Annotated in this window: 27 protein-coding genes, 1 tRNA gene and 1 riboswitch; of the genes, 15 read left to right on the top strand and 13 right to left on the bottom strand. The window is 67.6% G+C overall.

Annotated features, from left to right (window positions below; all coding sequences use genetic code 11):
* Positions 1 to 64 precede the first annotated feature (64 nt).
* Together Aco04nite_RS14085 and Aco04nite_RS14080 are read left to right on the top strand one after the other, a co-directional pair.
* On the top strand, positions 65 to 1,090 hold the full coding sequence (locus Aco04nite_RS14085; protein ID WP_212997661.1) for an alpha/beta hydrolase: 1,026 nt from the start codon (positions 65 to 67) through the stop codon (positions 1,088 to 1,090).
* Positions 1,091 to 1,138: 48 nt separating this feature from the next.
* Positions 1,139 to 1,211, top strand: a tRNA-Arg gene (locus Aco04nite_RS14080).
* An 81-nt stretch (positions 1,212 to 1,292) separates the two neighbouring features.
* On the opposite strand, the gene Aco04nite_RS14075 is transcribed toward Aco04nite_RS14080, so the two are convergent.
* The gene (locus Aco04nite_RS14075; protein WP_212997660.1) at positions 1,293 to 1,820 is read right to left on the bottom strand and encodes a GNAT family N-acetyltransferase; all 528 of its coding nucleotides are present in this window, start codon (positions 1,818 to 1,820) and stop codon (positions 1,293 to 1,295) included.
* Between the two features lie 115 nt (positions 1,821 to 1,935).
* On the opposite strand from Aco04nite_RS14075, the gene Aco04nite_RS14070 reads away from it, so the two are divergent.
* A complete protein-coding gene (locus Aco04nite_RS14070) occupies positions 1,936 to 3,549 on the top strand; it encodes a methyl-accepting chemotaxis protein (RefSeq protein WP_244875977.1) in 1,614 nt (537 codons plus the stop codon).
* Here Aco04nite_RS14070 and Aco04nite_RS14065 read toward each other — a convergent pair.
* Complete coding sequence (locus tag Aco04nite_RS14065) at positions 3,546 to 4,820, bottom strand: O-antigen ligase family protein (RefSeq protein WP_244875976.1); 1,275 nt, start codon at positions 4,818 to 4,820, stop codon at positions 3,546 to 3,548. The two genes, Aco04nite_RS14070 and Aco04nite_RS14065, sit on opposite strands and share 4 nt — an antisense overlap.
* Positions 4,821 to 4,877: 57 nt before the next feature.
* Between Aco04nite_RS14065 and Aco04nite_RS14060 the strand changes: the two genes are divergently transcribed.
* From Aco04nite_RS14060 to Aco04nite_RS14050, 3 genes are all read left to right on the top strand, one after another.
* Entirely contained in the window at positions 4,878 to 5,195 is a 318-nt protein-coding gene (locus Aco04nite_RS14060; protein WP_308161637.1) for a PadR family transcriptional regulator, read from the top strand.
* Positions 5,192 to 6,187, top strand: a complete 996-nt coding sequence (locus tag Aco04nite_RS14055; protein ID WP_212997659.1) for a hypothetical protein — start codon at positions 5,192 to 5,194, stop codon at positions 6,185 to 6,187. Before Aco04nite_RS14060 ends, Aco04nite_RS14055 begins: the two co-directional genes overlap by 4 nt.
* Positions 6,188 to 6,505: 318 nt before the next feature.
* A complete protein-coding gene (locus Aco04nite_RS14050; protein ID WP_212997658.1) occupies positions 6,506 to 7,645 on the top strand; it encodes a glycosyltransferase 87 family protein in 1,140 nt (379 codons plus the stop codon).
* A gap of 115 nt (positions 7,646 to 7,760) precedes the next feature.
* Here Aco04nite_RS14050 and Aco04nite_RS14045 read toward each other — a convergent pair whose 3' ends face one another.
* The 3 genes from Aco04nite_RS14045 to Aco04nite_RS14035 form a co-directional block, all read right to left on the bottom strand.
* On the bottom strand, positions 7,761 to 7,985 hold the full coding sequence (locus Aco04nite_RS14045; protein WP_212997657.1) for a hypothetical protein: 225 nt from the start codon (positions 7,983 to 7,985) through the stop codon (positions 7,761 to 7,763).
* 706 nt (positions 7,986 to 8,691) lie between these two features.
* Positions 8,692 to 9,492 (bottom strand): ABC transporter permease, encoded by an 801-nt coding sequence (locus tag Aco04nite_RS14040; protein ID WP_212997656.1) that lies wholly within the window; start codon positions 9,490 to 9,492, stop codon positions 8,692 to 8,694.
* Entirely contained in the window at positions 9,489 to 10,430 is a 942-nt protein-coding gene (locus Aco04nite_RS14035) for an ATP-binding cassette domain-containing protein (RefSeq protein WP_212997655.1), read from the bottom strand. The genes Aco04nite_RS14040 and Aco04nite_RS14035 overlap by 4 nt, the downstream gene beginning before the upstream one ends.
* 252 nt (positions 10,431 to 10,682) lie before the next feature.
* On the opposite strand from Aco04nite_RS14035, the gene serA reads away from it, so the two are divergent.
* Entirely contained in the window at positions 10,683 to 11,897 is a 1,215-nt protein-coding gene (gene serA, locus Aco04nite_RS14030) for a phosphoglycerate dehydrogenase (protein WP_244875992.1), read from the top strand.
* Positions 11,898 to 11,919: 22 nt separating this feature from the next.
* Here serA and Aco04nite_RS14025 read toward each other — a convergent pair whose 3' ends face one another.
* Both Aco04nite_RS14025 and Aco04nite_RS14020 read right to left on the bottom strand, forming a co-directional pair.
* Positions 11,920 to 13,686 (bottom strand): hypothetical protein, encoded by a 1,767-nt coding sequence (locus Aco04nite_RS14025; protein ID WP_212997653.1) that lies wholly within the window; start codon positions 13,684 to 13,686, stop codon positions 11,920 to 11,922.
* 831 nt (positions 13,687 to 14,517) lie between these two features.
* Positions 14,518 to 15,180 carry a response regulator gene (locus Aco04nite_RS14020; protein WP_203842318.1) on the bottom strand — a complete coding sequence of 221 codons (663 nt, stop codon included), beginning with the start codon at positions 15,178 to 15,180 and terminating at the stop codon, positions 14,518 to 14,520.
* A 417-nt stretch (positions 15,181 to 15,597) separates the two neighbouring features.
* On the opposite strand from Aco04nite_RS14020, the gene Aco04nite_RS14015 reads away from it, so the two are divergent.
* From Aco04nite_RS14015 to Aco04nite_RS14000, 4 genes are all read left to right on the top strand, one after another.
* A complete protein-coding gene (locus tag Aco04nite_RS14015) occupies positions 15,598 to 16,212 on the top strand; it encodes a class I SAM-dependent methyltransferase (RefSeq protein WP_438874915.1) in 615 nt (204 codons plus the stop codon).
* 21 nt (positions 16,213 to 16,233) lie between these two features.
* Entirely contained in the window at positions 16,234 to 16,713 is a 480-nt protein-coding gene (locus Aco04nite_RS14010; RefSeq protein WP_212997736.1) for a MarR family winged helix-turn-helix transcriptional regulator, read from the top strand.
* Positions 16,710 to 18,398: an MDR family MFS transporter gene (locus Aco04nite_RS14005; protein ID WP_212997651.1), complete on the top strand. Its 1,689-nt coding sequence runs from the start codon at positions 16,710 to 16,712 to the stop codon at positions 18,396 to 18,398. Before Aco04nite_RS14010 ends, Aco04nite_RS14005 begins: the two co-directional genes overlap by 4 nt.
* A gap of 379 nt (positions 18,399 to 18,777) precedes the next feature.
* The gene (locus tag Aco04nite_RS14000; RefSeq protein ID WP_203842315.1) at positions 18,778 to 19,080 is read left to right on the top strand and encodes an antibiotic biosynthesis monooxygenase family protein; all 303 of its coding nucleotides are present in this window, start codon (positions 18,778 to 18,780) and stop codon (positions 19,078 to 19,080) included.
* 54 nt (positions 19,081 to 19,134) lie between these two features.
* Here Aco04nite_RS14000 and Aco04nite_RS13995 read toward each other — a convergent pair whose 3' ends face one another.
* The 4 genes from Aco04nite_RS13995 to Aco04nite_RS13980 form a co-directional block, all read right to left on the bottom strand.
* On the bottom strand, positions 19,135 to 19,827 hold the full coding sequence (locus Aco04nite_RS13995; RefSeq protein ID WP_244875975.1) for a GAF and ANTAR domain-containing protein: 693 nt from the start codon (positions 19,825 to 19,827) through the stop codon (positions 19,135 to 19,137).
* 362 nt (positions 19,828 to 20,189) lie between these two features.
* Positions 20,190 to 20,360: a hypothetical protein gene (locus tag Aco04nite_RS13990; RefSeq protein WP_212997650.1), complete on the bottom strand. Its 171-nt coding sequence runs from the start codon at positions 20,358 to 20,360 to the stop codon at positions 20,190 to 20,192.
* A gap of 336 nt (positions 20,361 to 20,696) precedes the next feature.
* Entirely contained in the window at positions 20,697 to 21,218 is a 522-nt protein-coding gene (locus Aco04nite_RS13985; protein ID WP_212997649.1) for a DUF1360 domain-containing protein, read from the bottom strand.
* A gap of 25 nt (positions 21,219 to 21,243) precedes the next feature.
* Positions 21,244 to 21,474 (bottom strand): DUF6158 family protein, encoded by a 231-nt coding sequence (locus Aco04nite_RS13980; protein ID WP_212997648.1) that lies wholly within the window; start codon positions 21,472 to 21,474, stop codon positions 21,244 to 21,246.
* A 56-nt stretch (positions 21,475 to 21,530) separates the two neighbouring features.
* On the opposite strand from Aco04nite_RS13980, the gene Aco04nite_RS13975 reads away from it, so the two are divergent.
* The 3 genes from Aco04nite_RS13975 to Aco04nite_RS13965 all read left to right on the top strand — a co-directional run bounded on the left by Aco04nite_RS13975 (position 21,531) and on the right by Aco04nite_RS13965 (position 23,614).
* Positions 21,531 to 21,959, top strand: a complete 429-nt coding sequence (locus Aco04nite_RS13975; RefSeq protein WP_212997647.1) for a hypothetical protein — start codon at positions 21,531 to 21,533, stop codon at positions 21,957 to 21,959.
* 11 nt (positions 21,960 to 21,970) lie between these two features.
* The gene (locus Aco04nite_RS13970) at positions 21,971 to 22,300 is read left to right on the top strand and encodes a DUF3817 domain-containing protein (protein WP_212997646.1); all 330 of its coding nucleotides are present in this window, start codon (positions 21,971 to 21,973) and stop codon (positions 22,298 to 22,300) included.
* Positions 22,301 to 22,509: 209 nt separating this feature from the next.
* Positions 22,510 to 22,640: riboswitch (cyclic di-AMP (ydaO/yuaA leader) on the top strand.
* Positions 22,641 to 22,669: 29 nt separating this feature from the next.
* Entirely contained in the window at positions 22,670 to 23,614 is a 945-nt protein-coding gene (locus tag Aco04nite_RS13965; protein ID WP_203842308.1) for a C40 family peptidase, read from the top strand.
* Between the two features lie 66 nt (positions 23,615 to 23,680).
* On the opposite strand, the gene Aco04nite_RS13960 is transcribed toward Aco04nite_RS13965, so the two are convergent.
* On the bottom strand, positions 23,681 to 24,682 hold the full coding sequence (locus tag Aco04nite_RS13960) for a sigma-70 family RNA polymerase sigma factor (protein ID WP_203842307.1): 1,002 nt from the start codon (positions 24,680 to 24,682) through the stop codon (positions 23,681 to 23,683).
* Positions 24,683 to 25,221: 539 nt separating this feature from the next.
* Here Aco04nite_RS13960 and Aco04nite_RS13955 point away from each other — a divergent pair.
* The gene (locus Aco04nite_RS13955; protein WP_212997645.1) at positions 25,222 to 25,908 is read left to right on the top strand and encodes an SDR family NAD(P)-dependent oxidoreductase; all 687 of its coding nucleotides are present in this window, start codon (positions 25,222 to 25,224) and stop codon (positions 25,906 to 25,908) included.
* Here Aco04nite_RS13955 and Aco04nite_RS13950 read toward each other — a convergent pair.
* Positions 25,905 to 26,612, bottom strand: coding sequence for a nucleoside/nucleotide kinase family protein (locus tag Aco04nite_RS13950; protein ID WP_212997644.1), 708 nt, complete (start codon positions 26,610 to 26,612; stop codon positions 25,905 to 25,907). The genes Aco04nite_RS13955 and Aco04nite_RS13950 overlap by 4 nt on opposite strands.
* Positions 26,613 to 26,657: the final 45 nt, after the last annotated feature.

Below are 26,657 nucleotides of genomic sequence, written 5' to 3'. Positions count from 1 at the left end.
ACCGCTCCGGCGCGGTTTGATCTGCTATGGCGCGCAGCCGCCCGCGGGTGGGTAACCTGACGGGGTGGAGACGGACGTTCTAGGCCCGCCCTACGAGCGGCACACCATCGACCTGGGCAGCGATGACGAAGGCGCGGTGGTGGCGACGCTGGTGCGGCGCCGCGGTGACACCCCGTCCCGGCGGGCAGTGCTCTACGTGCACGGCTTCGTCGACTACTTCTTCCAGACCCATCTGGCGGACTTCTTCGTCGAACGCGGCTGGGACTTCTACGCACTCGACCTGCGCAAGTACGGTCGCAGCCTGCTTCCGCACCAGACCCCGAACTTCGTCCGCAGCCTCACCGAGTACTTCCCCGAACTCGACGAGGCCGCCCGCATCATCCGCGACGACGACGGCCACGACCAGTTGCTGGTGGCGGGTCATTCGACCGGCGGCCTGATCACCTCGCTGTGGTCCCACGCGCGGAGCAGCAGCAAAATCGTCGACGGCCTGTTCCTCAACAGCCCGTTCTTCGACTTCAACGTGCCCTGGCTGCTACGCAGGCCCCTGATGAACATCGTCGGGCGCACGAGCGGGCGCAACCCGTACCGAGTGCTACCCATGAACTCCCTGGGCCTCTACGGGCAGAGTCTGCACAGTGAACACCGAGGCGAGTGGACGTACGACCTCGCCTGGAAACCCGTGATGGGCTTCCCCGTGCGTACGGGATGGCTCGAGGCGATCCGTCGCGGCCAGGCCCGCCTGCGCGCCGGCCTCGCCATCGGCGCACCTGTGATGGTCGCCTGTTCCACCAGGACCTTCCGCGGCAAGACCTGGACCGACGACGTCCACATGACCGACGCGGTCCTCGACGTGGACCACATCGTCAGATGGGCCCCGCGCCTCGGCACCCGAGTGACGATCGCCCGATTCGACGGCGGCATGCACGACCTCACCCTTTCCGGCAAAGAAGTACGCACAGAGCTGTTCCGCGAACTGGCCCGCTGGACGGACGCCTTCGTCCCACCCGTGGGCACGCCCGAGCCCGGGATCCCGCCTGCCCCCGAGGACGCGCCGCCCAGCAACAAAGCGGACACCACGACCGCCTGACAACCGGCTCGCCACGAAGCCGACGGGACTCTAAGATGTGCAGGCCGGGCGCTCGTAGCTCAGCGGATAGAGCAACGGACTTCTAATCCGTCGGTCGCAGGTTCGAATCCTGCCGGGCGCGCTTTGTGATGTCTCGGGACATCGGAATAGCTCGGACCTACGTTGTCGTAGGTTCGAGCTGTTTCTCGCGCAATCCAGAAGATCAGATCTTCTTGTGCATGCGGATCAGTGGGACCGGTGCACCGCCTGAGTCGTCGGCTACTTCTTCGATCGGTTCGAAGCCTGCTGCCTGGTAGAGCGGCGCTCCGGCCAGGGTGCCCATCAGTTCCAGGGCGGTGAAGCCTTCCGCCGCTGCTGCTTGCTCGCAGCGGGCCAGGACCAGGCTGCCGACGCCCCGGCGGGTGAAGGCGGGGTGGGTGTACATCGCCCGGATCCGGGCTGGTTCGGTGTCCGGGTTGAGCAGGGCCGCGTCCCGGCCCGCCGAATGGTTACCGCCGTATAGGGTCGCTCGGCGGCTCCAGCCTCCGCAGCCTGCGAGTTCGCCGTCGGATTCGACCACGAAGTACGTGCCGTCGTCGATGAGTTGGGTGTCCAGGCCCATGATGGCTCGGCTCGAGCGGATCTGGTCGGCGTCGAGGAAGCCCCGCTGCAGTTCGATGATTGCCGCGTCGATCATCGGCAGGAGGGCGGGTATGTCCTCGCGGCTGGCGAGGCGGCAGGTCAAAGTCATGGTCACAAGGATGCCGGAGCGGGTGGGGAGGAGCTGGAAACCCGCCAGATCCTCAACTGCTCCGCAGAACGACCGAATCGGCTAGTGGAAGCTGGGATCGCGTCTAGGAGCGTCAGTGACAACTGCACCGGGAACATCAGCACGGCTCTCGTTCGCCGACCTGAGTGTGCGTACGAAATTCATCGCTGTGATCTGCCTGGCCGTGGTCATGGCCATCGGTGTGGCGATCGTCGGACTGGTCGCGCTCGAACGGGCGAGTGACGCGGCTCATGCGATCTACAGCGAGAATCTCAGCAGCTCCCAGGCCATCGCCACGGTCGAGGGGGACATGGCGCAGACCCGGCTCGACCTGGCGACCGCTGCCATCGCCCAGGACGACGCCACCAGCGAGAAGTACAACAAGTTGTTCACCGCTGACATCAAGGCCACCGACGAGGCGATCACGGCCTACATCGCCAGCGGGCCGGCCGGTGCCGCGGCGACCGTGGCCGATCTCCAGTCGAACTGGGCGGCGTACAAGACGGTTGCCCAGGGTGATCAGTTCCAGGCCGGGCAGGACAACGACTACGCCGCGTTCCAGAAGGTGAACGAGGATTCCGCGGCGCCGCTGTTCACCAAGATCAGCGCCGGCGTGCAGGAGTTGACGGACGCCGAGGCCGCGCAGGCCAAACAATCGGACACCGCGGCCAAGAGCACCTATTCCACCGGACGACTGGTGATCATCCTGGTCATCACGATCGGCGCGATCCTGGTGCTCGCGCTGGGCTTCCTGGTCGCGCAGGCGATCGTACGGTCGCTGGCTCGTGTCAAGGCGGTCTGTGACGCCCTCGCGACCGGTGACCTGACCCGCAGCAGTGGCCTGACCTCCCGCGACGAGCCCGGGCAGATGGGGCAGGCCCTCGACTCCGCCCTGGCCCAGCTGCGCAGCACGGTCTCCACCATCGACGAGTCGGCTTCCTCGCTGGCCGGGGCAGCGGAGGAGATGTCTGCGACCTCGTCTCAGATCGCCTCCTCGGCGGAGATCACCTCGGTGCAGGCACAAGCTGTGTCAGCCGCCGCCAAGGAGATCTCCCGCAGCGTCGACACGGTGTCGGCCGGAAGCGAGGAGATGGGCACGTCGATCCGGGAGATCTCGCAGAACGCGACCGAGGCCGCGCGGGTGGCCGCCGAGGCTGTCACGATCACCTCGGCCACATCGGAGACCATGAACAAGCTGGGCGACTCCTCCGCCGAGATCGGCAACGTCATCAAGGTCATCACCTCGATCGCCGAGCAGACGAACCTGCTCGCCCTGAACGCGACCATCGAGGCCGCCCGGGCCGGCGAGGCCGGGAAGGGCTTCGCCGTCGTCGCCTCCGAGGTCAAGGATCTCGCTCAGGAGACCGCCCGCGCGACCGAGGACATCTCCCGCCGGGTCGAGGCCATTCAGGCCGACACCGCCGGAGCGGTCACCGCGATTGGAGAGATCTCCCTGGTCATCGAGCGGATCAGCGATTTCCAGACCACCATCGCCAGCGCGGTCGAGGAACAGACCGCGACCACCGGGGAAATGAGCCGCAGCGTCGGCCAGGCCGCCGGTGGCACCAGCGAGATCGCCCAGAACATCACCGGGGTCGCCACCGCGGCCGCCCAGACCAGCGAGGGTGTGGCGCAGTCACGCGCCGCCACGACCGAACTGACCAGACTGTCGACCGAACTGAGCAGCCTGGTCTCGCGCTTCCGCTATTAGACCGTCCCGGCCCTTACCGACACAGGAATGGCCATGGGTACGCCGGGACGGTTGACGGGGCCGTCCACCGCCGCCATCGCCAGGGCGATCCCGAAGAACATGACGGAAAGGTTCACGTCGGTAAAACCGTAGAACGGCGTGAGGATGAGCGCGATGACCGGAATGACGCTCAACCATTTGCCCGGCGTGGACACTGCCGCGGACAGACGCCGGGCGATGACCAGGAAAAGAAGCAGGAAGACGATGAGCGCAGGGATGCCATGGCTGTACATCAGCAGCCAGAGCTGTCCCTGCGTACCCAAAGGCTCTGCTCCGGTTGTGGTGTCCACCGTGCGGGGCGCGCCGAATCCCAGAACTGGCGAGTGCAGGACCGCGCTGATGGTCTGCCAGTAGAGGTCGGCGCGGTCGCGAGTGGATTCGGTGTTCTCCACCCGGTTGTTGATGAGGTCCATGACCGGGATGACGAGGGTGACCACCCAGGCCAGCACCGAGACGCCGACGATCGAGGCGATGACCCGCACGTCGCCACGCATCAGTGCACGCAGGCCGAGATAGAGCATGCCGGCGCCGAGCCCGACGAACATGCCGCGGTTCAGCGTCAGGAACGCCGGGACCAGGGACAACGGCAGAGAGACGATCACTGCTCTGCGAAGGAGGCCTTCGCGTACCGAAGACAGATAGGCGACGACGCAGGGGATGAGAATCGCGAAGCCCGTGCCCCAGTTGTTGGTGTAGGGGTAGGGCGCAGCGGTCCGGTAGTACGGATTCTGGCTGGTCGCACTGTATTCGGTGGCGTGCACGTGGGTGAGTGCCTGCACGATGCGGTCGCTCGAGATGCTTTTCGGCAGCAGCATTTCTACCGGAGTGGTGAGCGCGAACCGGGGCGCGAATACGCCGATCCAGCCGAGCACCACCATTGACAGCCAGAAAACCATCAGGGGCTGGAACAGCAGCTTCCAACTGATGCCGTTGCGAGCGGCGTTGTAGACGTAGAGATAAACGACAAAGGCCACCACCACAAAACCGAGGCGGAGGCCGTACATGAAAACGGAGGTGACCTTCTCGAGCCGGGTGCCGCTCACCACGATCAACCCGATCAGAACGAGCCACAGCGACCAGCCGGTCGGCATCCGGACCTTCCCGCGACTGAGCAGCACCACACCGAGCACGACCGAGAAAACAGGCCAGATCAGGTTGAGGCCGCCCAGCACCCACCAGAACGGCACCATGCCGAACATCAGATAGAGCGGCCAGACGGGCAGTGCGGGCATCGATGCAGTGTAATGCTGATCGGCTCGAACCCAGCGAGCCCTATGTAGGATCTGGACATGGCTGTGCGGATGACGTCGTCGGTGCTCAAGGTGGTCGCCGCCCTGCTCGCCGATCCCGAGGGCGAGCACTACGGCCTCAAGATCATGCATGCCACCTCACTGCCGAGCGGCACGCTCTACCCCATTTTGGTACGCCTGGAGCGCGCTGGATGGGTCGAGGCACGCTGGGAAGACGTCGACCCCGCGGCCGAGGGGCGTCCGACGCGACGTTATTACCGCTTGACCGCGACGGGCGCGTCCGAGGCTCGACGCGAAGTGAACGCCATGCAGCAGCAGATGTCCCGGGCCATCGGCGCTCCCGGGCTTTCGACATGAGCGGGCCTCCTGTTCCCTCGGTCCGGCTCGCGGCCTTGCTCTCCTGGCTCGCGGTTTTGCTGACCCGCATCGCAGTGAGGCGGTGGCCGGCGGAGCTCGCCGCGGACCTCGAGCGCGAATGGCTGGCCGAGCTCGACGCCATGCGCGCTAAGCCACTGCGCCAGCTCACTTTCGCCGGAAGCCTCGCGATCTCCCCCGCGATCGACGGACCGACCTGGCAGGACCGGGCCCGCGCGGTCACCACACCGGTGGTGCTGACGCTGCTCGCCGCAGCGCTGTTCAACGGCGTACGGCTGGCCGGGGTACACGGTGGGCAGCTCGCCGCGGGGACGGCGCTGGTCTTCGCCCTGGCGACCATGGGCTGGGCGGGGCGACGCACGAGCTCCGGCGGGGTGATCCTGCTCGGCGCCTGCCTGTACGCCTTCCTGCTCGCCGGAAACCCCGTCGCCGTGATGCCGTTCATGGGCTGGCGCGACGCCGGCCCCGCTGTCGTCACCTGGACGGTGGCCACCGCACTGCTGGTCCGCACCCGTTCCAGGACCATCGCTGTCGCCGGGACACTGATCGCGCTCGACCTCGCGGTCGCCGCCGGGTCAGCCCATGCCGCGCTGGCGCTCGGTGTTCCGCTCAGCTCCGCGCCGTTGTGGCTGCTACAGATCCTGGTGCCGGGCTCTGGTGATCCGGTGCTCATCGGGAATGCGGCGGCTATGACGGGGGCGCTCGCGCTCGTTTCGGCGTACGTGCTGATGGGTCTCATCCGCAGTAAGCCTGCCCGCCTTCCCCGGGCCCGCGCGATCCCGGCAGGTGTGACCGCGGCGCTGGTCAGCGTCGCGATCGGCGAGTTCCTGCGCCGCACACCGCGGGCGATCGACACAGCTTTCGGGTTCGGGTTCCTCTCATTGCCTGCCGGAGTTGCCGTCACCGCGCTGGTGGTCGCCCTGGCTGCCGCCTACCACTCACCTGTCGGGGCGCCACTCCTGAACCGCAGGTAGCCGGCCCGCCGAACCGACGGCGGCACAGGCGCCCCTTCGCCCCGCCAGGCTCGCCTCACCGCGTGGTAGCGAACCTCACCGAGAGCCGATGGTGGGAGCTGGCCGGCCCATTCCACGTTTCAGTCCCGCACGGCTGACGGTGCGACGTCTCAGGCTCGGCGTTACTTGCGAACCCTATGTAGGGTTCCAACTATGGGTAGAGCTAGACGGGCTTTCTACTGGGTTCCGGCAGCTGTTGCGGCGGCGGTAGCAGCTTGGGCCACGCTGGGACGGCCGGGTGCGCTTCGGCTCACCGACCTGGGCGTATACGTCGGCGCGGTGGAGGGACTGCGGCACGGCGCGAGTCTCTATGACTTTGTCAGCGCCGGAAATGCACCTTTCACGTATCCACCGTTCGCGGGTCTGATGTTTTTGCCGCTCGCGGATGTGTCGGTGCCGCTGCTGCAATGCCTCTGGACCCTCGGGACCCTGGTCACGGTTGTGCTCGTGGCGCAGATGGTGGCTCGGGAGACCGCCCTGCCCGCACCCGCGTTGGCGTTCGTGCTCATTCTCTCCGCGCCGATCTCCTCGAACTTCAAGTACGGGCAGGTCAGTGTCTTTCTCGCCGCGATGGTCACGGCGGATGTGCTGCTGATGCGGGGGAGGCGCGCTCACGGCGTACTTATCGGGGTGGCCGCGGCCATCAAACTCACGCCGTTGATCTTCATTCCGATGCTCTGGCTGGCGGGCCGCCGCCGGGCGGCCGTCACCGCCGCAGCGACCTTCACCACGTGTGGCGCTGTCGCCGCACTGGCGCTGCCTGGTGACTCGTGGCGATTCTGGACGACCGAGATATCGCACGTGAGCCGGCTCGGGTACATCACGAGCGTGGGGAACCAGTCACTGAACGGCGTTCTGATGCGCTTCGACATCTCTGCCACGGACCGGTCACTCCTGGTCATTGTTGTCGGTGGCGGCATTGCGTTGCTTGCGCTGGTACAGGCCGGACGGGTTGCTCGGCGCGGTGACTGGCTCTCGGCGGTGGCGATCACGGGTTCTGCCAGCGTGATTCTGTCGCCGGTTTCCTGGACGCACCATCAGGTGTGGCTGGTGTTTGCCGCACTGCTTCCTCTCCGTGGACGGATCCGGGGATATTGGGTTGCGCTGGTCCTGGCGGTGATGCTGCTGCCGGTCACCGCGCTCGGACCTCCGGTATGGAGCAACATCCGGTTCCTGCTGGCTGTCGCGGTGACGACGGTTGTGCCATTCCTGCCGACGAGCCCTGATCGGCGCTATGACCTGGGGTTAGGGTCGCTTGGCGTGACGCTTCGGTCAATGGGGCGTGGTGTCCGGCGGCTGACGCAGGTCGCGCCCAGGGCACGGGTTGCAGCATTCCCGGACGGCGGCTCGCGGCAGAGCACCCGAAACACGCCGAACGCCGCACTGCCAGACAGCGGCTCGCGGCAGAGCAGGCGCTAGGCAGCGGCACCACCATTGGACGGCGGCTCAGGGCGGATCCAGGGCGCCAGGCACTCGGGGTGGGGCGGCCGTGATGTGCTGGAGGCATGCCACGGCCAGCTGTTGACGGGTGGCGTTATTCCGAGCACTCCGGGTCTGGAGGGAACGGGTAGTCGTCACGCTTGATGCGGGCCATACGGGCGGCGTGGCGGGCGATCAATCCGTGGTTTCGGCGGGCTTTGCGGGCTCGTTCTGCTGCTGCGGCTGCTGCTTTCTTGCGGGCGGCTTCCTGGACTCGGGATTCGAGGCGATCGCGCCATTGGTCGCGCTCGGCTTTGCAAAAGATCTCTGCGTCGGTCATGGGGATATTTTCTCGCGGGGGTACGACAGTTTTTGGCGATGCGGCGCGGGATTTGATAACTGCTTGCAAGCTCGGCGGGGGCTTATGCCAGCCTTTGCTGACAGTGCGAAAAGGTACAGCCTGCCGGCGCCGATATGGAGACGAGCGTTGGCCGGGCTGTCAACTGAAGCCGACACACTGAAAGGGCAACCATTGAGATCGGCGACGGTGGTCGGCGACGGATCAGGGCTGCCGGCAACGACCGGGCGAGGGTCCACAGGCAAACCCGGCCAGACCAGAAAAGACCGAATATCCCAAGACCCACAGCCACAGCCACAGCCCCGGCCACAGCTCCGGCCACAGCCGCAGCCTCGGCTACGAGCCCAAGCCCACGGACTCAGGCCCCGACCCAAGCCCTCAGGTCCACACCAGGTCACAAGCCCTCAGGACCAGACTAAAAGCTCTCAGGCGCAGGCCACAAAAGCCCGGCCCCACAGACCGGCCTGCACGGGCGGGCCAAACAGCCCAGGCCACCGAGCCGGAGTCGAGGGCAGAGGCCGAGGACGGTCGAGGTATGGAACCGGTCGGGCCCAACCCGACCAGCCAGGCCAAACCCCGAGCCACAAAAGCCGACCCGCACGGCCCGAACCAAACCGGCCCGAACCGGACCAAGCCGAGCCACGACCGAGAAACAGCAGCCGACGAGCGCCGACCCAAGGACAGCGGACTACTTCCGGTTGTAGAGGCGCATTGTCAAAGCTCCGAAAACGGCCAGCAGAACGGCGGAAGCGACAAGGGTCCACATTGTTTCTGTGGCGTCGGGGGTGCCGGCCATGAGGGATCGGACGGCGGCGACAAGGTGGGTGATGGGGTTTAGTTTTACGAAGGCCTGGAGCCAGCCGGGCATTGTTGCCGGGTTGACGAAGACGTTGCTCAGGAACGTCAGGGGGAAGAGGACGAGCATGCTCACTCCCATGACCGATTTCTCGGAGCGGAGCAGTAGGCCGAACATTGTCCAGATCCACGAGAAGGCGAAGGAAAAGACTACGAGGAGGCCGACTCCCGCGAGGACTCCGACCACTCCCCCTGCGGGGCGGAAGCCGAGGATGAGGCCGACCAGCATGATCGTGGTGGCGGCGAGGACGTAGCGGAGGACGTCGCCGATGATCATTCCGACGAGGGCTGCTGGGCGCCAGATGGGGAGGGTACGGAAGCGGTCGAAGACGCCCTTTTCGATGTCGGTGTTGAGGCCTACGCCGGTGTACATCGTGATCATCACTACCGAGGTGACCATGATGCCGGGGAGCAGGTATTGCAGGTATTCCTTGGTGGAGCCGGCCAGGGCTCCGCCGAAGAGATACGTGAACATCAGCGTCATGATGATCGGGAAGGCCGTGACGTCGAAGAGCTGTTCGGGGACGTGCTTGATTTTCAGGATGGCGCGCCAGCCGAAGGTCAGGGAGGCGGCGAGGGCTGAGGGGCGGCGAGGGCGTTCTTCGCGGGTCAGGACGGTGGCGAGGGTTGTCATGCCGGGGCTCCCTGAGCGGTGAGGGCGAGGAAGACCTCGTCGAGGCTGGGCTGGCCGAGGGAGAAGTCATCGACCAGGATGCCCGCGCCGGCGAGGGCGCCCAGGGCGAGGGCGGCCCGCTCGGCGGAGGCGGCGGGGGCGGTGAGTGCCACCGGATCGCTGTCCAGCTGCACGGGGGTGTCGAGGGTCGCTGTGATCAGCGAGACCGCTTCGGGGCGGCGGGCGGGGTCGCGGAGTCGTACGTGGACGGTGCCGGCGCCGATGGATGCCTTGAGGGAACCGGGGGTGCCCTCCGCGATGACCTTGCCGAGGTCGATGACCGCGATCCGGCCGGCGAGCCGGTCCGCCTCGTCCAGGTACTGCGTGGTGAGCAGGACCGTGGTGCCGTGGGCGACGACCTCCCGGATGATGTCCCAGACCTGGTTGCGGCTGCGGGGGTCGAGGCCCGTGGTCGGCTCGTCGAGGAAGAGCAGGTCAGGGGTGTTGAGGATGCTGGCGGCGATGTCGATGCGCCGGCGCATGCCACCCGAGTACTTCTTCACCTGACGGGTGGCGGCCTCGCTCAGGCCGAACGCCTCCAGCAACTGGGCGGCCCGGGCCCGGGCGGCGGGTCGGCGGTGGCCGAGCAGGCGCGCCAGCAGCACGAGGTTTTCCGTGCCGGTGAGGTCCTCGTCGACGGAGGCGTACTGCCCCGTGAGGCTGACGCGGCTCCGCACCGCGTCGGGTTCCCTGGCGACGTCGTGGCCGAACACCAGGGCGGTGCCGCCGTCGGGTCTCAGCAGGGTGGCGAGCATCCGCACGACGGTGGTCTTGCCTGCGCCGTTGGGGCCGAGTAATCCGTAGACCGCGCCTCGCGGCACCTGGAGATCAACGCCGTCGACCGCGCGGTTGTCTCCGAAGATCTTCACGAGACCGGTGGTTTCCACTGCGAAAGACATGCCTGCATCGTCGCGCGAGGGTGTGACATTTCGTTCGTGACGGACCCGGGGCGTTTCCCACGTGTTGCAGCATTGATCCGTTCAAGGTTCCGGTTCCGTAGAACGCGGTGAGGTTACGGCCTGACCGTAAGGTGGGACCTCCGGCACACCGGGCAAGGTATGGGCAATCCGGGGCATTAGTCTGGGACGCCTATGACTGGGCTTCGGCGTGGCGGCCCGGACGATCGATTCCCTCATATGAAACGGAAAGTGATGATCGACCAAGCCAAGGTACGAGTTCTGCTGCTCGAGAGCATCCACCCCGACGCGGTGTCCCGGCTCGAGGCAGAGGGTTACCAGGTCGAGTCCCTCCGCAACGCCCTCGACGAGGTCGAGCTCATCGAGCGCATCCCGGGCGTGCACCTGCTCGGCATCCGTTCCAAGACGCAGGTCACCGCGAAGGTGCTCGAGGCCGCCGACAGCCTCGTCGCCATCGGCGCGTTCTGCATCGGCACCGACCAGATCGACCTCGGGACCGCCTCCAAGGCGGGTGTCGCCGTGTTCAACGCGCCGTTCTCCAACACCCGCTCGGTGGTGGAGCTGGCGCTCGCGGAGATCATCGCGATGACCCGGCGACTGACCGAGAAGAACAACCTCATGCACGAGGGCGTGTGGGACAAGGCCGCCGTCGGCAGCCACGAGGTCCGCGGTCGCAATCTCGGCATCATCGGGTACGGCAACATCGGCACCCAGCTGTCAGTGCTCGCCGAGAACCTCGGCATGCACGTGTTCTTCTACGACACCGCCGACAAGCTCGCACTCGGTAACGCCCAGCGCTGCTCCTCGCTCGACGAGCTGCTCGAGCTGTCGGACGTCGTGACGATGCACGTCGACGGCCGGCCGGGCAACGCCGGGTTCTTCGGCGCCGAGCAGTTCGCCAAGATGAAGCAGGGCGCGATCTTCCTGAACCTCTCCCGGGGCATCGTGGTCGATCACGGCGACCTGCGCGACGCGCTGACCAGCGGACGCCTCTCCGGTGCTGCGGTCGACGTGTTCCCCACAGAGCCGAAGGGTCGCGGCGACGAGTTCGTCTCCGAGCTTCGCGGCCTGCCGAACGTCATCCTCACGCCGCACATCGGCGGGTCGACGGAGGAGGCGCAGGCCGACATCGGTGACTTCGTCGCGAACAAGCTCAACCACTTCGTGCAGGAGGGCAACACCACGCTCAGCGTGAACCTGCCCAGCGTCGCCCTGCCCGCCCAGTCCGGGACGAGCCGCATCGTCCACGTCCACGTCAACATGCCGGGCGTGCTCGCACAGGTCAACAGCATCCTCGCCGAGCACCACGTGAACGTCGAGGGCCAGCTGCTCAGCACCCGAGGCGAATACGGGTACCTGATCACCGACATCGGCGGCGCCTTCAGCGACGACGTTCTCGACAAACTGCGGGGCATGAGCCAGACGGTCCGGCTCCGGGTTCTTTCCTGACCGTACGCCCGGAGTGGCCCTCCTAGTCCCGCGTCTCCACGGACAGGAGGGTCACCGGGGCTTCGGTGTCGACGTCATAGCGGTTGTCCGTCGCCCAGTCCTTCGGCGTCAACGTCGAACCAGGGGCAACATCGCGCAACGTCTTGGCACCGGCAGCGACGGTCTTCGCGCCACCCTTCATCTCGACCCGCACAGGATTTCCGCTCGGCGACGTCATAGCAAGCTCATCCACTGACCCGGTCACCTTGAGCGGCACCGTCCCCGCGGCCCCGGGCAGCTGAATCGTCGTCCGACGTGATCCGCCGATCAGGCTGATCCCGCCGACCTTCCCGCCCTGCAGATTGAGCAGCTGCTCGTCCGCCGCCCCGGAGAACCGCAACGTCCACATAATCTTGGACGAAAGCACCACCTCGACCTCACCGGTGTCACTCACGTTCTCCCCCGCGGCACCACCCGGCGCGAGCTGCAGCTGCACCTTGTCGCGCGACAGGTCAGGCTTCGGCACCAGCCCCGACCCGTCAGCAGTGGTCATCCGATAGAGACTGTCGCCGAGGTCCTCGCTGCGCACAGTCACCTTCGTCACGGCGCTGACCAGCTCGAACTCCGCGGCAGTCCGGCCTTCGATGAGCGCGGTGGCCGTACGGTCAGTAGTGGGCTTCTCCTTCGCACCCAGCTCGAGCACCGACGTGAGGGCCTTGTCGTCCCCCGAGAAATACGTGACCCCCGCAACCGTCCCCCCGACAACCACGGCAACAGTCAAAGCCAACCCAGCAAAAAGTACGCCCGGACTACGCTTCACCGTCGCCGGCGCACCCACAGCCCCCGCCCGATGCGCCCGGATCTCATGCGCATTGTCCCCGACCAGGTCGCCGATATGGTCCTCGTCGAGCCCCGCCGTAACACCCCGAGAACGCCCCGGCCCCCGCAGATCCGACCCGAGCGACGCATACGGATCCTCGGCCGACCGCTCCCGAACCGGTCGCCCCGCCTCCGCCTGATACTGCCGAACGGAAAAATCCGCCTCATCAGAACGATCTGACAAAGCCCCCTGCCGCTGTCGGCCAAGCTGCGCGAAGTCGTCAGACTGCCGACTGGTCCGGGTCGAGTTTTCCGGCTGCCGACTGGTCCGGGGCAAGTCGCCGGACTGGCGGCTGACCTGGGTCGAGTCCTCGGGCTGGCGGCTGATCTGGATCGCGTCGTCGGACTGGCGGCTGAGGTAGCCGAACTCGTCCGGCTGCTGACGGCTGAGATGGGCAAAATCATCGGGTTGCTGCCGGCCGAGGTGAGCGAAATCGTCAGGCTCGGGACGGCTCAGGTGGGCGAAATCGTCAGGCTCGGGACGGGCAAGGTGGGCGAAATCGTCGGGCTGGGGGCGGCTGGGGGTGGACTCGAGTTGCGGGCGGTTGCGCCGCGGCGGGTCGAGCTGCGGGCGGCGGACCGGGTGGGCCAGTTCGGAGGCGGCGTGATGTGCCAGTCCGGTCGCGGCGTGTTCCCCACCTCGATGGCTCCCACCGAAGTCTGCGTCTCTCTGGCCGGCATCGGCCGCGGCGGGCCTGGCGGATTTCGGAGCTTTGGAAGCCTTGGCAGGCTTGGCGGGCTTTTTGCCGGGCGCGACCGAGATGGGCGCATCATCACGCCAGTTGCCACTGATCGGGCCTGCGGTGAAACCGAACGAGGTACGCCCGTTGGTAGCCGGCGGCGCGGGACCGAACTTGGGCTCCGGCTTCGGCTCCCGTCGAGCCTGAGCCTCCCAGTCGTCCTCAGCGTCCCAGCCCTCCGTCGCCGGCACGACCTCCCCGGACTCCCACACCTCCGCACGCGACCCACCATCCCGCGGCGAAGAGACCTGCGCATTGGCGCCCGTGCCCCACTCAGCCGCGCCACCCCGAGCGACCTGCGGGTTGGCACCCGTCCCCCAGTCGCTGGCGGCGTTCCCGCGGACCTGCGGGTTGGCACCCGTCCCCCACTCGGTGGTGCGACCCCGGGTGACCTGGGGGTTGGAGCCGGTTGCCCACACCGTCGTGGTGCGTGCGCTGTTGCTGTCGTCCGGGATGTCCGTGGCCTGCCAGCCGTCGGCGGCGCCCCATCGGTCGCTGTTTTCCTGGCCGTCGGCGGCGGCCCACGGGTCCACGGCCGGTGCGTCGCGGGGTGTGGCGGCTGGGCGACCGTCCGCTGTGGTTCGTCGTGCCGCGGCTGGGCGACGATCCTGAGCGTCGGGCCGGGCCGGGCCGTTGCCTGCCTGGGTGCGGTCTTCCCGCATCGGGGTGTCCTCGATCTGACGGCGGGGTGTGAACGCGTTCCAGCTACCGGTGTCGGTCAGCTCGCCTCGGGGTTCCTCGCCCGGGCCTCCCCCGGACGAGCCCGGGCCTCCCCCGGGCGGAGTCGTGCCGGGCGTACGGCGGCGGGGCAGGGGGTCTGCTCCGGGTCGGCGGTAGAGCGCTTCGTGGTCGGTTGCGACGTCCGACGGCAGGTCCGCGAGCGCGACGGACACATCGGACGAATCGGCAAATCCTCGTTCCACGCGAAGTCCTCCAGCTCGCGCCGGCGCCCTACTGTCTTTTCAGGGCGCTCCAACGAGAGGTACGTAGCCCGGGCCCCCGCGGATGAGTATCTGCGGGAATTACTCTGCGTTATGACCTTCGGGGCGGAGCAGGCCTCGCCGGGTCGCCACCGCGACCGCTTCCAGTTGGCTGTGCGCGCCGAGTTTTCCCAGCACAGCCTTCACATAGCCGCGGCAGGTGTGCACGCTGATGCCGAGCCGGCGCGCGATTGCGCGCGGATCGAGCCCGGAACCCATGAGAACGAGCACTTCATGCTCACGCGCAGTGAGACCGCCTGCTCGGGGGCCCACGACGGGGGCCGTACTGCGCAGGAGCCGGGCGAGGATGTCCGTCGAGACCGTCATGCCGCCGCCGTGTGCGGTGCGGATCGCGTTCATCACGTCGCCGAGCGGGCCGTTCTTCGACAGGAAGCCCGAGGCCCCGGCTGCGGTGGCACGACCGACCAGGGCGGATTCGTTGTTCGCGGTCAATATCACGAACCGGGTGCCGGGCTGCCGGTGCCGCAACAGCTCCGCGATCGCGATGCCGTCGGCGTCCGGAAGGTCCGGATCGAGCAGTACCACGTCAGGGCGTATCTCCTGCACCATCCGGATAGCCTGCTCGCCCGAGCCGGCATGACCGACGTAATGCAGCTCCGGTTGCCCGGTCAGCGCCACACCGAGCAACTCGGCGAACGTCTGATGCCCGTCCACCACGAGCACCGTGATCGCCTCGCCCACCATTCACGCCTCCTGATCCGCCAGCGCTGGAAGTCTATGTGTCCATCGCGCAAAGCCAAGGCGTACCAACAGTCTGACAGCATGCACGAGGCACGCCGAACGCTCTGACCACCTGCCGTACGGATGAGGCCGAGCGGACTGCGCAACTCGTATCTTCGGTGGAGCCCACCCCTCGCTTTCGGGGTCCGCGTTCACCATCACGGGGGCTTACGAAAACACCGTCAGACCACGATGGATACTCGCGCGCAGCGGTGGGTCACCCTTCGGTCACATCAAGACAGCATGAGTACGCCCGGAGCAGCCGAACCGAGTTATCCACCGAACCTCGTCGAGTTATCCACAGGACAGCGAATTGGCGCGCGGGGAATCGCCCCGGCGGCCCAGAATCATCGGGTGCGAACGTCACTGCTCCCCGTACCCATGACCCCTGAGATCTCCCTGCACCTCGCCGGCGCCCGCATGGGGTTGTTCGACGCGAACGGCGGGGAGTTCAGCAGCGACATCGCCCCGCCGTTCTGGGCTTTCGTGTGGGCCGGCGGCCAGGCCCTCGCGCGCTACGTGCTGGACAATCCCGAGACGGTCCGGGGCAGACGGGTGCTCGACGTCGCCACCGGCTCCGGAGTGGCGGCGATCGCGGCTGCCCTGGCCGGCGCCGCGACCGTGGATGCCATTGACCTCGATCCCGCCGCGGCCGAGGCGGTCACGCGCAATGCCGCAGCCAACAACGTCACCGTCCGGGCCCGCGCCGCCGACATCGCCGAGATCGAGGGTGGTGTCGACGTGGTCCTGGCCGGTGACGTCTTCTACACCCGCAGCGTCGCCGACCGGATGACGACGGCCCTGCGCCGGCTCGGACCGGAGGCTCTCGTTCTGGTTGGCGACCCAGGTCGGGGGTACTTCCCCGGACGGCTCTTCACGCGTAAAGCGGAGTACAAGGTGCCCGTGCCCGCGGCGCTGGAGGATACAGAGACCCTCGTCACAGGGGTATGGGAGATGCTTTCACCAAACAACAAGTTGTACGCTGCACACATCTGAATGGAGGTGCAGCACGTGACGATGCCGGACACCGGGGATTCCATCGGACGCCTCGCAGACGAAGTTCTGCGGTTCGTCCGCCTGGGTGCGCGTGCCAAGAGCATGCTCAACACGGCGGATCTCGGTGCTGAATTCTCCGCGCTGATGCTCCTGTTCCCTCTGCGTCATCACGGACCGCTGCGGGTCACCGACCTGGCCGATCTCAAGGGCGCTGACCCGTCCACGATCAGCCGGCAGGCGGCCCAGCTCGTCAAGGCCGGCCTCGCCCGCCGAGAGGCGGATCCGGCTGACGGTCGCGCGTCGCGGCTCGCCGTGACGGAGTCCGGCATGGCTGCCTGCACGCGCCTGCACGAGGCCCGGCAGGTCATGTTGTGCCGGGCACTGAACGACTGGCCGGCGGAGCGCGTCCACGCGTTCACCGACCTTTTCCAAGAATTCAACAGCTCCGTCGAAGCGCTGATGCGCAACGACCCAGCCGTACCAGCACGGGAGAAAGCGTGAGTAACTCCACCGAAACCGCACCGGCGGCAGCCGGGCCCGGCGCCCGGCCGGCCCCGCCATCGGCGGAATTCACCCACCGTCAGGTCATCACGGTGCTGGTCGGCCTGATGATGGGCATGTTCCTGGCCGCCCTGGACCAGACGATCATGGCGACGGCGACCCGGACCATCGCCGACGACCTCAACGGCTTCAACCTGCAGGCCTGGGCGACGACGGCGTTCCTCATCACGTCGACGATCTCCACCCCGCTCTACGGCAAGCTGTCCGACATCTACGGGCGGCGGCCGTTCTTCCTCTCCGCGATCGGCATCTTCATCGCCGGCTCGTTCCTCTGCGGGCTCTCGCAGAACATGTACGAGCTGGCAGCGTTCCGGGCCATCCAGGGTCTGGGCGCCGGTGGCCTGATGTCGCTCGCGCTCGTCATCATCGGTGACATCGTGCCGCCCCGCGAGCGCGCCAAGTACCAGGGCTACTTCCTCGCGGTCTTCGGCACGGCCAGCGTCATCGGCCCGATCCTCGGCGGCTTCTTCGCCGGCGCCGACAACATCCTGGGCGTCGACGGCTGGCGCTGGGTCTTCTACATCAACGTCCCGATCGGCATCGCGGCCATGGTCGTCGTCGCCCGGGTCCTGCACCTCCCGCACACCCGTAACGACCACCGCATCGACTGGCCCGGAGCGCTCACCCTGGTCATCGGTCTGGTGCCGCTGCTCACCGTGGCCGAGCAGGGTCGCGACTGGGGCTGGGGCTCCGGCCGCGCGATCGCCTGCTACGTGATCGGCGTCCTCGGCCTGGTCGGCTTCGTGCTCGCCGAGCGGGCATACAAGGACGAGGCGCTGCTGCCGCTGCGGCTCTTCCGCAACCGCACGGTCGCGGTCGGCGCCACGTCCAGCACGATCCTCGGCATGGCGATGTTCGGCGGCCTCATGACCGTCCCGCTGTACCTGCAGATCGTCAAGGGCAGCTCGCCGACGGTCGCCGGCCTGCAGATGATCCCGTTCGTGTTCGGCATCATGGCCGGCTCGATCACCGCGGGTCAGCTCATCGCCCGTACCGGCCGCTACCGCATCTTCCCGATCATCGGCAGCACCCTGATGCTCGTGGCGCTCGGCCTCTTCGCGCTGATCGGCGCGGACACCCCGCTCTGGCAGACCATGCTGATCATGGTCGTGATGGGTCTCGGCCTGGGTGGCAACATGCAGCCGATGATCACCGCGGTGCAGAACGCCGTGTCGCCCCGTGAGATCGGCGTGGCCACCAGCTCGGTGACCTTCTTCCGCTCCATGGGCGGCACGCTGGGCACGGCGATCTTCCTGTCGGTGCTCTTCAACGTGCTCCCCAGCAAGATCTCCCACGCCTACGCGGACGCCAAGGTCCAGTTCCCGGGCGGCACCTCCGCAGGCGGCGACCTGAGCGACACCTCCTTCATCAACAAGCTCCCCGAGGCACTCGCCCACCCCTTCAAGGTCGGCTTCTCCGATGGCATCCAGGTCGTCTTCCTCCTGGCCTTCGCCGTCATGATCATCGGCCTGATCGTGGTCCTCTTCCTCCCGGAGATCCCGCTCTCCCAGCGCTCCGCCCAGCAGCAACGAGCCGACGACGCAGCCGCCGCAGCCGACAGCGACGGCGTCCCCGGCGAGGTGGGCGCCGGCCCGGCCCCGCACCCAGCCAGCCCCGCCCACTAACCACCCGCACCACCCCGAACGCCCCGAAGCCCAAGCCCACCGCGGCCTGGCCTCCGGGGCGTTCGCGCGTGCGGGCGAGGCCACTCAGCGAGAGCCGGGGAGGGCGCTCCGCGAGGCCGGCGGGGCCGTTCGGCGGCAAGCGAATGGGCACTCAGCGGCAAGCGGTTGAGCACTCAGGGCAAGGTCGGCGAAGGCGCCCTGCGGCAAATCGGCAGGCACTCAGGGCAAAGTCGGCGAGGGCCCACTCGGCGGCAGGTCGGCGGGGACCGCTCAGGGGCGGGTCGGTGGGCACTCAGGGTGAGATCGGCGAGGTCCGTTCGGCGGCAGTTGGGTGGGCGCTCGGGGGAAACTCGGCGGGGGCGCTCGTAGGCTGGGTCGTATGGCTGTTGTGAAGATCAATGCGATTGATGTGCCCGAGGGTGCGGGGCCCGAGCTGGAGAAGCGGTTCGCTGCCCGGCAGGGTGCTGTGGAGAACGCCGAGGGGTTCCTGGGGTTCGAGCTGCTCCGGCCGGTGTCGGGTGAGACGCGGTACTTCGTCTACACGAAGTGGGAGTCGGAGGAGGCGTTCCAGGCCTGGTCGGCCGGGTCCGGGCGGGCGGCGCACGCGGGTGAGCGGGCCAAGCCCGTCGCGGGTGGTGCCAGCCTTCTGGAGTTCGAGGTCGTCCAGCAGGTCGCGAAGTAGTACCGCAAAAGCAGACGGCCCGGACCGTGGTCAGGTCCGGGCCGCGCTCAGGGGTCAGGCGTTGCGGGCGGCTGCGCCGATGAGGCGTTCGGCTACTTCTTCGCGGGGGAGGCCGAGGCGCTGGGAGGTGTCGCGGAGGACGTTGTAGGCCTCCTGGACGCCGCAGCCGCGCTGGGCGATTATGACGCCTGCTGCGCGGTCGACTGCGGCGCCTTCGCGTAGACCCTGGCGGCGCTGGAGTTCGGCCAGGAGGACTTCGGCCTGGTTGACCAGGGCCATTGCGGTCAGGAGTTGCTCCGGGTCCATTCCTCCGGGGTGCTGGACGAAGAAGCTGACCGAGCCGACCGCCGAGCGGGGGACGTCCAGCGGGATCGCTGCCACTCCCCGCACGCCTTCGGCCAGGGCGCATTCGCCGAGCTCTGGCCAGCGGTCGTCGGTGGGGAGGTCCTGGGCGGTGATGACGGCCCGGGTCCGGGCTGCTTCCAGGGCCGGGCCTTCGCCGGATGCGTACTGAAGGTCGTCCAGCCGCTGGGCCTGCGGGCCGGAAGCCGCCAGCGTCGGCGGGCCGCCTTCCCCGATCAGGGCGACCGAGCAGCGCAGCGTCCCAGGAAGCGCCTGCACACCGAAAGCCGCAAGCCGGTCCAATGCCTGGGGTACGTCCTCCGCGCCCAGCAACCGCACCGTCAGCTCGTGCAGCAGCCCGGCCACCTCAACGGGATGCGGCCGGTCCACCGCACCGACACCCACGCCCGGCAGCGAAACAGAGCCACCGCCAACGGCCGGCAGCGAAACAGAGCCGACACCGACAGCCGGCAGCGAAACAGAGCCGACCCCGACAGCAGACTGCGAAGCAGAGCCGACCCCGACAGCCGACTGCGAACCGGAACCGACAGCAACGGCAAGAGGCGGCTGTGAACCAGAGGTGATGGCACCGGGCGGCGGTAGGGGTGCGACCGATATGCGGCTGCGGACGCCGAGCCGGGTGGGTGGGGGCGTGTCGGTCGCGGGAGGGATGCGCCGCGACGTCAGGCGTCGGCCGGTGCTCCTTTGCGGGGCAGACATTTGCCCGAGTTTGCCATGGGTATCCGTGAACACGAAAGTGGTGTCCTCTATCGGGTACCGTCCGCGGGCGTAACCGTCTCGGCGGTGCCCGGGGCGTATTCGCGCTCGTCGGACTCCGCGAGGATGGCCTCTGCCTGGGCACGGGGGTCGGCGCTGCCTGCGGTTTCCTCTTCGGGCAGCAGTTCTGCGGCCCGCTGCTCCACCCGATCGTCACTCATAAGTGGGCGAATTACCCGGGACCGCCCATCGAGAAACGGACGAAGCCCCAGAAGGACCGACGGCGACTCACGAGGAACCCAACGACGACTCACGAGGAACCTACGACGACCGGAAACGAACGGCGCCCCCTGGGAATCCCAGGGGGCGTCGCCCACATAGATGCCGGTGTGCAGGTCGCCTCGCGGCGAGTGGCTCAACGCGGCTCCAGCCGAACGGTATTCCGCGAAGGCTTAGGGTGAGGCCCGGGGACACTGGGCACACCGACATCTGTCATCAACTGTCGGTCGGGTCCGGCCATTCCGGGAGGAAATGTGACCCGTACCACACAATAGGGGTCAGCCCTCCGCGGTCTCCTTGGAGATCGAGTACGCCATCTGCAGGAAGTCCGACACGGCCGTCGCGGTGAAGACCGTGGCCGTCAGCCGGGTCAGTTTCGGGGCGAAGACCAGGCCGGCGGTGAGCCCGGTGGCGACCCAGACCGCGAGGCAGAACGGGCAGCTGACCAGCTCACCGATCGAGTGGCGCAGGGAGCTGCCCTGATCGCGTACCTCCTCGTTGACCTCGCCGCTGCCACCCGGCTCGCTGTATCGGGTGAAGGGTGCGCGTAGCGGGCTGGTGATCGAGTCCTTGGCGATCAGACGGCTGAGCTTGTGGGTCGCGATCGAGATGAGCACGATGTCCGCGGTCGCCGGGCGGTCCGGGATCGGGCGGCCGGTCACCTTCGCGGCGACCGCTGCGCTGGCCGCGAGCGCCCCGAAGGCTCCCATGGTGACGACGTAACCATCCAGGGGGCGATGCTCGTGCGGCGCGTACTGCCGCCGCAACCGGTCGAGCCGGCCGCGTACCAAGGGGGGCATTGTGGGGGTGGTCCTTTCACAAAGGTCAGAACGCCTGGGTGAGCCGGTGGGGGTCGACCTCCCGGCCCGGGTGCCGAGCCAGGTATTCGGTCTCCAGCTCGGCCGTGCGTCGCAGGTGGGTGGCGAGCGCGGCATCGGGTCCGTGGCGGAGGGTGTCCAGGCGGGTCCGGTGCAGGCTGCCCATCTCGCGGAGCAGGTCTTCGTCGGAGAGGTCCGCCGGATCCACGCCGACGAGGTCATCAACGGAGTCACTCATGGCTCACGGTTGCCCGCGCGGTCAAACGCCAAACCCGCGCCGGTACGCTCGACCGCATGAAAGGGCTGTGGACCCCGGCGTGGATCGCGCGTCACGTGGCCGCGCTCGTGCTGATCGCGGGCTTCCTCGGGCTCGGCTGGTGGCAGTTCAGCCGCGCCACCGGCGGTAACACGCTGAGCTGGGGCTATACCTTCGAGTGGCCGGTCTTCGCCGCCTTCGTCGTCTTCATCTGGTTCCGCGAGGTCCAGCAGGAGCGCAAGATCGGCGAAACGCCGGCGGAGGAGGACGTGCCGGCCGAGGAGCCCGCCGAGGACGCTCCGATCACCGTGCGCAGACCTGTCCGCGTACCCGTGAAATCGCAGAGCCCGGCCGGCGAGGACCCGGAGCTGGCCGCCTACAACGACTATCTGGCCTGGTTGTCCGCCCATCCCGGCGCACGCCCCGGCGACTACCCCGGTTACAAGAACGCAGCACCCAGTAAATAAGGACGTGGATCGTGCAGGGAGCCCTCACCCGTTACCGGACCATCGCCTGGATCGTCGGCGTGGTCCTCATCGTGCTCGTGCTGGTCGGCATGCCGCTCAAGTACATCGGTGACAACGACTTCGTGGTCGCCGCCGTCGGCCCGATCCACGGCTTCCTCTACATGGTCTACCTCGTCGCCACCTGGGATCTGAGCCGCCGGGCCGGCTGGCCGCTCGGCCGGATGCTGCTGGTGATGCTCGCCGGCACCATTCCGTTCTTCTCGTTCTGGGCCGAGCGGGTCGTCACTCACAAGTGGGCGCCGGAGGCTATGGACAACTCGCCCGCGATGGCGGAGAAATAGAACAGGTAACGCTTCGAGTCGGCCGAATTGCACTCCGTTATCTGGATCATTCGCATAAATGTGATAATTGGCCTAAATCACTGACGCGACTCTTGTGTTAATGCGGATCGCCGATAAGTTGATGCGGTTGGTCCGGTCCGCAGCCACGTCTCCGGTGGCACCGGCCAGCGCCGCCGAATCGCTCAGGACGCCACGGCCACCCCAATCCCCCGGGGTCCGCGCCGTCCTGCAGTGAACCGGGGACCCACCGACGCAGCAATGGGGTGAATCCGCGCAAGCGGTAGGGCCTTCTTCCCGCCCGAATCCGTCAGCTAACCCGGTAGGTGGCTCAAGCGGAAGAGAGGCCATGCACCGTTGCGACACGCTCGCATGAGGCTACGCACCCTGGTGGTCGCCGGACTGGCGATCGCCATCACCGGCTCGTTCGCGCCCGCGGCACACGCGGCACCCACCTCCGGTGAACTCACCAAGAAGATCGAGAAGGCGTCGAACGACCTCGAGGACGTCGTCGAGTCGTTCAACAAGATGAAGATCAGCCTGGACAAGACCAAGGCGGACGAGAAGAAGCTCGCCGAGTCGCTCGGGCCCGCGAAGGCTGCCCTCGTGGTCGCCAGCTCGCAGATGAAGGTCATCGCGGCGTCGGCGTACAAGTCCGGCAAGGTCGGCACGATGAACGTGCTGCTCGAGGGGAACGAAGGTCTGATCGACCGGATGTCCATCCTGGAGCAGATCTCGCGCACCCAGCAACGGGACATCGACACCTTCTCGGCCACGGCGAAGGACTACGACGCCCGCCAGGCCGCGTTGAAGGTGACCCAGGACAAGCAGGCAGCTGAGGTCAAGGAGCTGTCGGCGCGCAAGAAGAAGATCGAGGGCGACCTCAAGGATCTGTATGCCATGCGCAAGACGGCATACGGCAAGGAGACCGAGACCGGGTCCAGCTACACGGGCACGGTTCCGAACATCGCCGGTTCCGCCGGCAAGGCGGTCTCCTTCGCCTACGGCGCGATCGGCCTGATGTACGAGTACGGCTCCGGCGGCCCGAACACGTACGACTGCTCGGGTCTCACCTCGGCGGCCTGGGCTGCCGCGGGCAAGTCCCTGCCGCACAACGCGGCAGCGCAGTACAGCGCCACCAAGCGGGTCTCCCGGTCCGATCTCGCGGCCGGTGACCTGGTGTTCTACCGAAGTCTCGGCCACGTGGGCATCTACGTGGGCGGCGGCATGATCATCGACGCCTCGCACGCGGGTGCTCCGGTGAAGAAACGCTCGATCAACATCATGACCCCGTACGGCTACGGGCGAGTGACCTGATCGAAGTCAGCACAGCAAAAGGCCGGGGCGCTTGCCCCGGCCTTTTTGTGCCTTACGAACAGCGGATCAGGCGGCCTGCAGGCCCTCGGCGCGGGCCAGCTCGCGGAGCCGGCCGAGCGCCTGGATCTCGAGCTGGCGGATGCGCTCGCGGGAGAGCGAGAACCGCGACGCCACCTCGGTCAGCGAGTGCTCGCGACCGTCCTCGAGACCGTAGCGGGCGCGCATGATGCCGGCCGAACGGTCGTCGAGGTGGTTGAGCAGACCCTCGATGCGCTGGCGTTCCAGCGCCGTCAGCACGATCTCCTCGGGCGACGGGGCATCGCTGTCGGCGACCAGGTCACCGAGGTTGGTGTCGCCGTCGTCGCCGACCGGGGTGTCCAGGGACACGGTGTCCTGGGCCCAGCGGGTGAGCTCGGTGACGCGCTCGACCGTCACGCCCAGGGCGGCGGCGACCTGCGCCGGCTCCGGGTCGGCGCCGAGCTCGCGGACGAGCTGGCGGGTGACGTTGCGCATCCGGTTGACGTCCTCGACGAGGTGCACGGGCAGGCGCACGGTGCGCTCCTGCTGCGCGATCGCCCGGCTGATCGCCTGGCGGACCCACCACGTCGCGTACGTCGAGAATTTGTAGCCGCGCTCGTAGTCGAACTTCTCGACGGCGCGGACCAGGCCGGTGTTGCCCTCCTGGATTAGGTCGAGCATCGGCATCCCCGACCGCACGTAGCGGCGGGCGATGGAGACGACGAGTCGCAGGTTGGCCCGGATGAACAGGTCCTTCGACTTCTGGCCGTCGGCCACCAGCCGCTCAAGCTCTTCCCGGCTCACACCGCGACGGACCTCGCCGGTGTCGAGCAGGTGCTCGGCGTAGAGGCCTGCCTCGATCGCCTTGGAAAGCTCAACCTCCCTGGCGGCGTCCAGAAGCGGCGTCCGGGAGATCTCGTGCAGGTAGACTCCGACGAGGTCGCGCTCTTCGGCTACCTGGTCGGTACGCATCACGGTGTTCTTCTCCACGTTGCCCACGGTCCCCTCATTGCCTTCACTAACCCTGTTACGGGCAATACCTGCGTCCATCAGCTCTCCCCGTAACGTCCGCAGTTCGTGCATTGCGGTGCTGACACCTACACAACACGTGACACCCTGTACTGATTCCTTTTCGTGACTTGAAAGTGTCACGATTGTCTGAGTGCCACCTGAGAGCCGGTTGCGTAAATTCTGAGGAGAGAGCTCCCGGAGTCATTCGGAGCCGCACCCGGGGTTGGATGCCTCGGACACTCGCATACCCCGTGGTCCTTACATGACACCATCAGCCCCTCTTCGTCACAGCGACGGGCGTCACGGCTGTCCCTGCGATGCTCGTCACTCACCAGTACGGCCAGCCGGCCGCTCGGGTTCACGTGCTGCATCGACAGGTTGCCGCCGGGCCTGAAACAAAACCCCGCGGCAAATGCTCGAGACCCGTACCCGGCTCGGAGCCATCTGCCACGATGCGGCACATCGCGCCGCAGTTCACTAGCCCCTGCGGGTGACACCCGGACGGGGCACCGAGCGACCTGCTGTTCCCTGACGGACCGCACAGACAGTGACGGATAACACAGCACTACCGTGGCCGTATGGCCGAGCGAAGCGTGATCGTGACGGGTGGGGCAGGCGGTCTGGGTGGTGCCGTCGTGCGGGCGCTGCGGGATTCCGGGTGGCGGGTGATCGCCCCCGTTCGACCCGGATCGACCGGCCGGCTCCCCGACGGCGTGACCCCTGTTGAGGCGGACCTCACAGTGAAGACGGACGTCGAGGCGGCCGTCGCGGTCGCCGCGGGTGAGCCCGGAGCGCCGCTGCGTGCCGTGATCAACCTGGTCGGCGGGTTCGCGATGGGTGGCAAGGTGCACGAGACGCCGGTTGAGGATTTCGAGGCGATGCTGCGGCTCAACCTGCGCCCCACCTATCTGGTGACCGCGGCCGCCCTGCCGCATCTCGTCGAGGCGGGCGGCGGGTCGATCGTCTGTGTGTCGTCGCGGGCGGCGCTCGCTGCGTTCCCGGGAGCGGCCGGCTATGTGACCGCCAAGGCCGCGGTGCTGGCGTTCGCCGACGCGGTCGCCGTCGAGTACAAGAAGCAGGGCGTGCGGGTGAACACCGTGCTGCCCAGTGTGATCGACACCCCGCTGAACCGGGACGAGCAGCCGGGGGCCGACACGTCCCGGTGGGTCACCCCGGACGAGATCGCCACGGTGATCGAGTTCCTGGCAGGGGACGGGTCAGCGCCCACGAGCGGCGCGCGGATCCCGGTCTACGGGCAGTCCTAGAAGCCGTCGGCGAGCTGGTAGGTGAGCGCGGTCGCCGCGGCTGCGAGGGTCGCGGCGGCCACGATCAGGGTACGCGCATAGGACAACAGCGGCGCGGGTCTGCGTACCGATATCGCCGAAGGCAGGTGGGTGAGCATCGCGGCCTGGACCTGCTCCGGGGTTTCGTTCGCGTCGATCACCACGAACGCGGGGAATTCGGGGAGCGCCCGGTAGGCGGCGGTGGCATCGCGCAGGTACGACATGTCCTCGTGGTCGTAGCCGCGGCGCTCGATCCGGTCGTAGGCGATCGCCGGGTCCACTGCCAGGAAGAACGTGACGTCCGGCGCCGGGAAGATCCGGTACGCGAGCCGGGCCCAGAAGATCGACCGGCCGTGGTGCGACTCGATGCTCGCGAACTGGCACACCGCGTAGCGATCCATCACGGCCGTCTCGCCCGTGAACCACCGGCGCACCAGGGTGCGCAGGATCGCGAGCCAGCGCAGGACGGCCTCGATGAAGAGCATGGTCCGGCGGCCGAGAAGATCTTCACCGTCGACCTTGCCGAAGCGGGTGGCCAGACGGCCGAACCAGCGGCGGCCTCCCGCGTTGCGGCGGTAGACGGCCGGAAGCCCCCGATCGGCCAGCGCCTCGGCGAGCAGGTGGGCCGCGGTGGTCTTGCCGGAGCCATCGATCCCGACGAGCGCGATGGTACGAGGCCTGGTCATACCCACTTACGGTAGCGCGGGTTGTCACGTTGAGTTCCGCTGTGC

Origin of the sequence: Winogradskya consettensis, assembly GCF_018332715.1 — a bacterium.
GTDB classification, from domain to species: Bacteria; Actinomycetota; Actinomycetes; order Mycobacteriales; family Micromonosporaceae; genus Actinoplanes; species Actinoplanes consettensis.
This window is presented reverse-complemented; position numbering and strand designations above follow the sequence as displayed.